Annotated in this window: 10 protein-coding genes; 5 read left to right on the top strand and 5 right to left on the bottom strand. The window is 71.4% G+C overall.

All coding sequences use genetic code 11. From position 1 onward, the window contains the following. Positions 1-215: 215 nt before the first annotated feature. Positions 216-503, bottom strand: a complete 288-nt coding sequence (locus IE200_RS19930) for a nucleoside/nucleotide kinase family protein (RefSeq protein ID WP_191281239.1) — start codon at positions 501-503, stop codon at positions 216-218. 50 nt (positions 504-553) lie between these two features. Between IE200_RS19930 and IE200_RS19925 the strand changes: the two genes are divergently transcribed. After that, positions 554-1,342: an isoprenyl transferase gene (locus tag IE200_RS19925; RefSeq protein WP_191281238.1), complete on the top strand. Its 789-nt coding sequence runs from the start codon at positions 554-556 to the stop codon at positions 1,340-1,342. Positions 1,343-1,360: 18 nt separating this feature from the next. Here IE200_RS19925 and IE200_RS19920 read toward each other — a convergent pair whose 3' ends face one another. From IE200_RS19920 to IE200_RS19905, 4 genes are read right to left on the bottom strand one after another with little or no spacing between them, the layout of a single operon-like run. Then, the gene (locus IE200_RS19920; RefSeq protein ID WP_191281237.1) at positions 1,361-1,771 is read right to left on the bottom strand and encodes a Fur family transcriptional regulator; all 411 of its coding nucleotides are present in this window, start codon (positions 1,769-1,771) and stop codon (positions 1,361-1,363) included. Beyond that, positions 1,758-2,777 (bottom strand): metal ABC transporter permease, encoded by a 1,020-nt coding sequence (locus IE200_RS19915; RefSeq protein WP_191281236.1) that lies wholly within the window; start codon positions 2,775-2,777, stop codon positions 1,758-1,760. The genes IE200_RS19920 and IE200_RS19915 overlap by 14 nt, the downstream gene beginning before the upstream one ends. Further along, the gene (locus IE200_RS19910) at positions 2,774-3,577 is read right to left on the bottom strand and encodes a metal ABC transporter ATP-binding protein (RefSeq protein ID WP_191281235.1); all 804 of its coding nucleotides are present in this window, start codon (positions 3,575-3,577) and stop codon (positions 2,774-2,776) included. The genes IE200_RS19915 and IE200_RS19910 overlap by 4 nt, the downstream gene beginning before the upstream one ends. After that, on the bottom strand, positions 3,571-4,491 hold the full coding sequence (locus tag IE200_RS19905; protein WP_191281234.1) for a metal ABC transporter substrate-binding protein: 921 nt from the start codon (positions 4,489-4,491) through the stop codon (positions 3,571-3,573). The genes IE200_RS19910 and IE200_RS19905 overlap by 7 nt, the downstream gene beginning before the upstream one ends. A 73-nt stretch (positions 4,492-4,564) precedes the next feature. Here IE200_RS19905 and IE200_RS19900 point away from each other — a divergent pair, with 73 nt between their 5' ends. The 4 genes from IE200_RS19900 (at position 4,565) to dusB (ending at position 8,242) form a co-directional block, all read left to right on the top strand. Further along, on the top strand, positions 4,565-4,906 hold the full coding sequence (locus IE200_RS19900; RefSeq protein WP_191281233.1) for an antibiotic biosynthesis monooxygenase family protein: 342 nt from the start codon (positions 4,565-4,567) through the stop codon (positions 4,904-4,906). A 71-nt stretch (positions 4,907-4,977) separates the two neighbouring features. Continuing rightward, positions 4,978-6,378, top strand: coding sequence for a glycine--tRNA ligase (locus tag IE200_RS19895; RefSeq protein WP_191281232.1), 1,401 nt, complete (start codon positions 4,978-4,980; stop codon positions 6,376-6,378). A 48-nt stretch (positions 6,379-6,426) separates the two neighbouring features. Next, positions 6,427-7,062 (top strand): hypothetical protein, encoded by a 636-nt coding sequence (locus IE200_RS19890; protein WP_191281231.1) that lies wholly within the window; start codon positions 6,427-6,429, stop codon positions 7,060-7,062. Positions 7,063-7,099: 37 nt separating this feature from the next. Further along, positions 7,100-8,242: a tRNA dihydrouridine synthase DusB gene (dusB, locus tag IE200_RS19885; protein WP_191281230.1), complete on the top strand. Its 1,143-nt coding sequence runs from the start codon at positions 7,100-7,102 to the stop codon at positions 8,240-8,242. Positions 8,243-8,278: the final 36 nt, after the last annotated feature.

Genomic DNA, 8,278 nt, shown 5'->3' with positions numbered 1-8,278 from the left:
GAGACAGCCCCGCGAGGCGCGTTATCGGGCCACTGCGAGATCGCAAGACGGACACGGGGATCGATGGGTTCATGGACTGCCACCGCCGCAGCCTGAGGGCAGAAGTGTCACCACCAAGACCACCAGAACTGTCACCGATGTCCTGAGGCAGAACTGTCACCGATGTCCTGAGACATGACAACCGACACTGACCACGGCTGTGGACGGTAGGTGGCTCACGACTTTTGAGGTTGTCTCGTGACGCGACGTTCGTCGCTCAGGGCCAACCCGGCGAGGGCCCTGACGCCAGCGACACCAGCGGGCGCACGGTCTCGAGCAGCGCCGGACCGTCGACCGGACGGCTCGTGTCGGCGGTCGTCGCAGCCCAGGCTGTCGAACAGCGCCTCGAGGATGTCGTCCTTGTCGAGCAACGGGAGCGCCACCCCGTCGCTCAGCCCTCGCCCGACGCTGGTTTTCCCGCTCGCGGCCAGGCCGGAGACCACGATCAGGAGTCGGGCGGTCACGACGGTCATCCTGCCAAAGGCGAAGCGCCACAGCACCTACGCTGTCTCCCGTGAAGCGACAGGTGAAGCGGCCCACCCCGCACCCGTCCGGCGCGACGCCCCCGCCGGTCCCGAAGGGCCTCGTCCCCGAGCACGTCGCGATCATCATGGACGGCAACGGCCGTTGGGCCAAGCAGCGCGGCCTGCCGCGCACCAAGGGCCACGAGCAGGGCGAGAGCACGCTGTTCGACGTCGTCGAGGGCGCGATCGAGATCGGTGTCAAGGCGATCTCCGCCTATGCGTTCTCCACCGAGAACTGGTCGCGCAGCCCCGACGAGGTGCGCTTCCTGATGGGCTTCAACCGCGACGTGATCCGCCGACGCCGCGACGAGATGCACGACCTGGGCGTACGGGTGCGCTGGGCCGGTCGCGCGCCGCGACTGTGGAAGTCGGTCATCAAGGAGCTGCAGGTCGCCGAGGAGATGACCAAGGACAACGACGTCCTCACCCTCACGATGTGCGTCAACTACGGCGGTCGCGCCGAGCTCGCCGACGCCGCCCGCTCGATCGCCCGCGAGGTCGCGGCGGGCCGGCTCAACCCGGACAAGGTCGACGAACGTACCTTCGCGCGTCACCTCTACGTCCCCGAGCTGCCCGACGCCGACCTCGTCTGGCGTACGTCCGGCGAGCAGCGGCTGTCCAACTTCATGCTCTGGCAGGCGGCCTACAGCGAGATGGTGTTCACCGACGTGCTGTGGCCCGACGTCGATCGGCGACACCTCTGGGCCGCGGTCGAGACGTACGCCTCCCGGGACCGTCGCTACGGCGGCGCGCTGCCCAACACCCCTACCGCTGGTTGAGGAGGCGCGCCAGCGCCGTCACGAAACGCGGCAGGCCGGGCAGGTCCCGAAGATCTCCAGGGTGTGGCTGATGTCGGCATAGCCGTGCTCGCCGGCGATCGCGCTCGTCCAGCGCTCGACGGCCGGTCCCTCCACCTCGACGGTCGCGCCGCACGAACGGCACACCAGGTGGTGGTGGTGAGTGTCGGAGCAGCGACGCCAGATGGCCTCGCCGTCCTCGCTGCGGAGCATGTCGACCTCGCCGGAGTCGGCCAGCGCCGACAGCGCGCGATAGACCGTGGCGAGGCCCACGGAGTCGCCTTGGCGCGTGATCAGGTCATGGATCTCCTGAGCGCTGCGGAAGTCGTCGAAGGCCGCCAGCGCCGCTGTCACCGCGCGCCGCTGACGCGTGGGACGTACGGCCGGGCGCGCCGGCTCAGTGCTCGTCATAGTGCTCCCCGTGCGCGGCGTGCCGGTGCCCGCCGTGGACGTAGTCGACGTGGTCGCCGTGCTGCACCGCCGGGTGGCCGCAGGCCTCGCCGTGCTCGTGGGGGTGCTCCTCCACCTCGTGCGGACCGGGTGCATCGGCGCCCAGCGCCGGGAAGGGCTCGGCGATGCGACGGCGGCGTCGTACCCACACGCCCACCGGCCAGGTCGCGGCGAACATGGTCAGGGCGAGGAGCACGATGGAGGGTCCGGGGGCCACGGTGGCCCGCGCGGACAGCCACGCGGCGACGACCAGCCCGCCGATGGCGGCGACCCCGCCGAGCGCCATGGCCCAGAGCAGCGTGGAGCGGAAGGAGCGCGCCAGCTGCTGGGAGGTGGCGACCGGCACGACCATCAGCGCCGAGACCAGCAGCAGTCCCACGGTGCGCATGGCGACGGTGACGCTGACGGCGGCCAGGACGGCGACGAGGAGGTTGTAGGCGCGGACCCGGAGCCCGGCGACCCGGGCGAACTCGGGGTCGGAGGCCACCGCGAACAGCTGGGGGAGCAGGCCGAGGGTGAGGGTCAGGACCACCAGCGCCAGCCCGGCGGTGTACCAGACCTCGCTGGGGCTGATGCTCGTCACGGACCCGAACAGGTAGACCTGCAGTCCCGCAGCACCGTCCCCGGCCAGTCCGGTGATGAGGACGCCGCCTGCGAGTCCGCCGTAGAACAGCAGCGCCAGGGCGACGTCGCCGTTGGTGTGGCCCCGCTCCCGGATGACCTCGATGAGCACGGCGCCGAGGATCGCGACGACGACGGCCGTCCACGTCGGGGACGCCCCGGTGAGCAGGCCGAGGGCGACACCGGTCACGGCGACGTGGCCGATGCCGTCGCCCATCAGGGCGAGGCGGCGCTGCACGATGAAGGTGCCGATCGCGGGTGCGGCCAGCCCGGTGAGCAGCGCGGCGAGGAGCGCGCGCTGCATGAAGTCGCGCCCCAGCAGGTCGAGGAGCTCGGCGATGCTCATCGGCGGTCCTCCCTCGGGTCCAGCGACATCGTGTCGAACGGCGAGCCGACGTGCGGCACGTGGTCGTGGGGACCGGCGAACGGGTGGTGGTGCGCGTGGACGTCCTCGTGGGCGAGCGGCGGCCCGTCGTACGCGATCCGGCCGTCGCGCATCACCACGGCCCGGTCCACGAGCGGCTCCAGCGGCCCGAGCTCGTGGGCGACGAGGACGATGGTGGCGCCGCGCTCCGACAGGGTCCGCAGCGCCCCGGCCAGCGCGCGCTGGTTGGGCAGGTCGACGCCGGCGGTCGGCTCGTCGAGGAAGAACAGCTCCGGCTCGCCCGCCAACGCGCGCGCGATGAGCACCCGCTGCTGCTGGCCCCCGGACAGCGTCGAGACGCCGTCGCCGGCCATGTCGGTGAGGCCCACGACCTCGAGCGCGTCGTCGATGGCCGCGCGGTCGGCCTTCCCGGCAGGCCGCAGGATCGAGCGGCGGGTGATCCTCCCCGAGGCCACCACCTCGCGCACGCTGGCCGGCACGCCACCTGCCGCCGTGCCACGCTGGGGCACGTAGCCGATCCGGTGACGCTCCTTGAACTCGGCCAACGGCGTGCCGAACAAGTGGACAGAGCCCTGGATGAGCGGACGCAGGCCGGTCAGGGCGCGCACCAGCGTGCTCTTGCCGGACCCGTTGGCCCCCATCAGGGCCACGAACTCACCGGCCCGGACCACAAGGTCGTTGCCCCGCAGCACCGGACGGCCGCCGAGGGCGACCGTGACGTCACGGGCCTCGACGACCGGGCTGCCGGTGGGGTTCAGCATCCGTTGGCTTGCTTCAGCGCTTCGAGGTTCTGCTGCATGAGAGCAAGGTAGTCGCTGGAGTCGCCGTCATCGCCCGGTCCCTCGATCGGGTCGAGGACGGCGGTCTCCACCCCGGTGTCGGCAGCCAGGCTCTCGGCCATCGCGGGCGAGGCGAGCCGCTCGGAGAAGACGGTGGTGATGCCCTCGGAGGCGATCAGCTCCTCGAGCTCGGCGAGGCCGGCCGGCGTGGGCTCGGCGTCGGGGGAGAGGCCGGCGATCCCCTCGAAGTGCACGCCGTAGCGCTCGAGGTAGCCGAACGCCTCGTGGCTGACGACCACCGTGTCCCGCTCGCAGCGCGCGAGGCCCTCGCTGAACTCGGCGTCCAGCTCCTCGAGCTCGGCCCGCAGCTCCTCGGCGTTGGCACGGTACGTCGCCGCGCCGTCGGCGTCGACCTCGGCGAGCTCCGCGGCGACGGCGTCGGCCAGGTCGGCCATCAGCAGCGGGTCCTGCCAGAAGTGCGGGTCGGAGTCGCCGTGGTCGTGCTCGTCGTCGTGGCCCTCGTGCTGCTCCTCGAGCGACCGCAGCTCGACGGCTTCGGCGGCATCGACGACCACGGCGTCCGAGACGTTCTCGATCGCCTCGTCGACGGCCGGCTGGAACTCGTGCTGGAAGACGACCACGTCGGCCTCGTCGAGCGCCGCGGTCTGGGCGATCCCGAGCTCGAGGTCGTGGGGCTCCCCGCCGGGCTGGGTCAGGTTGCTGACCTCCCACCCGTCGCCCGCCACCCGCTCCGTGACCCAGGCCAGCGGGTAGAACGCGGCCACGGCCTGGCGACCACTGCCAGACGCGCCGGCGTCGTCTGAGCCACATCCGGCAAGGAGGGCGGAGGCGGTCAGGATGCTGGCAACGGGCACGAGGCGGGAGGCGAGCGACATGAGAACGATTCTCAGCGATGTTGAGAATCGTTGTCAACTCAGGAGTGGGCCACCGGGGCCGTAGGGTGACGTCGTGCTCGTCGTGACCCGCCTCCGTACGCCGTCCGCCCCCAGCGGGCCCGACGCCGCGGCGGAGGACGAGCTGCGGCGCGGCCTGCTGCACGCCCTCGCCATCCTCGCCGCGAAGCCCGGGTACGTCTCCGGCGACGTCGGTCGCAACGTCGACGACCCCGGCCTGTGGGTGCTCACCACCCGCTGGGAGAACGTCGGCTCCTACCGGCGGGCGCTCGGGTCGTACGAGGGCAAGATGCACATCCAGCCGCTCATGGTGCACGCGGTCGACGAGCCCAGCGCGTACGAGGTGGTCGAGGAGGGGACCGACCTCAACGAGGCCCGTCCCCGGTCGATAGGGTGAGCGCCCGCTCGACTCCGTACGCACTGTCCGAGCCGGCAGCCAGCCGGCCCGACCACTGAAGGACACCCACCGTGGCCAAGCCCGCCCCCACCGCCCTGGACAACGTCGTCTCCCTCGCCAAGCGCCGGGGTTTCGTCTTCCCTTGCGGTGAGATCTACGGCGGCACCCGCTCCGCCTGGGACTACGGCCCGCTCGGCGTGGAGCTCAAGGAGAACATCAAGCGCCAGTGGTGGCGGTTCATGGTCACCCGTCGCGACGACGTCGTCGGTCTCGACTCCAGCGTCATCCTCCCGACGCGCACCTGGGAGGCCTCCGGCCACCTGAGCACCTTCAGCGACCCGCTGGTCGAGTGCCAGTCGTGCCACAAGCGCTTCCGTGAGGACCACCTCCAGGAGGACCACGCCGCGAAGAAGGGCATCGACGACCCCGACACGGTCGACATCAACGAGTCGGTCGCGTGCCCCAACTGCGGCACCCGCAACGCGTGGACCGAGCCGCGGAGCTTCAACATGATGCTCAAGACCTACCTCGGCGTCATCGAGGACGAGTCGGGCCTGCACTACCTGCGCCCCGAGACCGCGCAGGGCATCTTCCTCAACTTCGCCAACGTGGTGACCTCGAGCCGCCAGAAGCCCCCGTTCGGCATCGCCCAGATGGGCAAGAGCTTCCGCAACGAGATCACCCCGGGCAACTTCATCTTCCGCACCCGCGAGTTCGAGCAGATGGAGATGGAGTTCTTCGTCAAGCCGGGTGAGGACGAGGAGTGGTTCCGCTACTGGATCGCCGAGCGCACCAAGTGGTACGTCGACCTCGGGATCAACCCCGACAACCTGCGCCACTACGAGCACCCGCAGGAGAAGCTGTCGCACTACTCCAAGGGCACGACCGACATCGAGTACCGCTTCGGGTTCTCGGGTCGTGACTTCGAGGAGCTCGAGGGCATCGCCAACCGCACCGACTTCGACCTCAAGCAGCACAGCGAGTTCTCCGGCAAGGACCTGTCCTACTACGACCAGGCTGCGGACGAGCGTTACATCCCGTACGTCATCGAGCCGGCCGCGGGCCTCACCCGCTCCCTCATGGCGTTCCTCATCGACGCCTACACCGAGGACGAGGCCCCCAACACCAAGGGCGGCGTCGACAAGCGGGTCGTGCTCAAGCTCGACCCGCGCCTGGCGCCGGTCAAGGTCGCCGTGCTCCCGCTGAGCCGCAACGCCGACCTCTCGCCCAAGGCCAAGGCGCTGGCCGCCGAGCTGCGCCAGAACTGGAACGTCGACTTCGACGACTCCGGCGCCATCGGTCGCCGCTACCGCCGTCAGGACGAGATCGGCACGCCCTACTGCGTGACGGTCGACTTCGAGACCCTCGACGACGACGCGGTCACCGTCCGCGAGCGCGACACCATGGCGCAGGAGCGGGTCAGCCTCGACGGCATCACCCGCTGGTTCGCGGACAAGCTCGTCGGCTGCTGAGCGGTCCGTACGCCCACGTCGCCCCGCGCGGCGTGGCAGGGTGTCGCCATGCGGCGGACCCTGCTCCTGACGACGGCCTCGGCGGCCTCGGCCGCGCTGTCCCTCGCGGGCTGCACGGGCGATGACCCCGGCGCCGAACCGGAGCCCGGCCCCACGACGACCGTCGTCACCCTCGAGCCGGTCGGCACCGACCCCGGCACCGAGCTGTCCTTCGGCGAGTCGGCACAGCTCGCCTGGCGACCCACGCAGGACCTGACCGGCCTGCTCGAGCTGAGCGTCGACGCGGTCGCCGAGCAACGCCGGACGGTCTTCGACGGCTGGGCGGGCGACGAGGCGATGGCGGCTGCGCGGCCCTACTTCGTGCAGGTCACGCTCGCCAACGTCGGCGACACCGACCTCGGCGGGCAGGACGTCCCGCTCTACCTCCGCGACACCGACGGCACGCTCGGGGCGCCGTGGACGCTGGGCGGCGACTTCGAGCCGTGCCAGAGCGGGCCGCTCCCGGTGCCGTTCGAGCCGGGCGCGGAGGCCGGGATGTGCCTGGTCTACCTCGTGCCGGACGGTGGCCGGGTCCGCGACCTGGTCTTCGAGCCGACCGAGGGCTACGACCCGATCACCTGGACCGGCGACGTCGAGGAGCCCGTTCGGTCGCGCAAGGACACGAAGAGGCGCGGTCGCGGCTGATTTGGGCCGCGGCGGGCACGGGTTCGACAATGGCGCGGTGACGACCGTGCTGCCCGACTCGCTGACCCTGGGGTCGGTGCGCGTCGAGACGCCTGTCGTCCTCGCGCCGATGGCAGGCATCACCAACGCGGCCTACCGGCGGCTCTGCGCCGAGCAGGGCGCCGGCCTCTACGTCTGCGAGATGATCACCAGCAGGGGCCTCGTCGAGGGCGACGAGACCACGAAGAAGATGCTCGTCTTCGACGAGCTCGAGACGGTGCGCTCCGTGCAGCTCTACGGCACCGACCCGGTCTACATCGGCAAGGCCGTCGAGATCCTCTGCGCGGACCACGGCGTCGCCCACGTCGACCTCAACTTCGGCTGCCCGGTCCCCAAGGTGACCCGCAAGGGCGGCGGGGGAGCGCTGCCGTGGAAGCGCGGACTGCTCGGCGAGGTCCTCGAGCACGCCGTCGCGGCCGCCGCCCCGTACGACGTGCCGGTGACGATGAAGACCCGCAAGGGCCTCGACGACGACCACCTCACCTACCTCGACGCGGGCCGGATCGCGCAGGAGAGCGGCGTGGCGGCGATCGCGCTGCACGGTCGTACGGTCCAGCAGGCCTACTCCGGCGAGGCCGACTGGGACGCCATCGGCGCGCTGGTCGACCACGTCGACATCCCCGTCCTCGGCAACGGCGACATCTGGGAGGCCGCCGACGCCGTCCGGATGGTCGAGCAGACCGGCGCCGCCGGGGTCGTCGTCGGTCGGGGCTGCCTCGGCCGACCGTGGCTCTTCCGCGACCTCGCGGCCGCGTTCCACGGCGAGGACGTCGCCACGCTCCCGAGCCTCGGCGAGGTCAAGACGATGATGCGCCGGCACGCCGAGCTGCTCTCCGAGCACATGGGCGAGGAGCGCGGCTGCAAGGAGTTCCGCAAGCACATCACCTGGTACCTCAAGGGCTTCCCCGCCGGCGGCGAGCTGCGCCACCGCCTGGCGCTCGTGGACTCGCTGGCGAGCCTCGACGAGCTGCTCGCCGACCTCGACGACGCCGCGCCGTTCCCCGAGCGCGAGCTCGGTACGCCGCGCGGGCGGCAGGGCGCTCCCCGCAAGAAGGTCGTGCTCCCGGACGGCTGGCTCGACGACACGGACGGCCGCGGGTCCCACCTGCGCGAGGACGCCGACGAGGCCACCGGCGGCTGACCGTCACTCGCCCGCCCGAAGGGCCGGGGTGAGCGG

Source organism: Nocardioides flavus (ex Wang et al. 2016) (genome assembly GCF_014653115.1).
GTDB lineage: Bacteria > Actinomycetota > Actinomycetes > Propionibacteriales > Nocardioidaceae > Nocardioides > Nocardioides flavus.
This window is presented reverse-complemented; position numbering and strand designations above follow the sequence as displayed.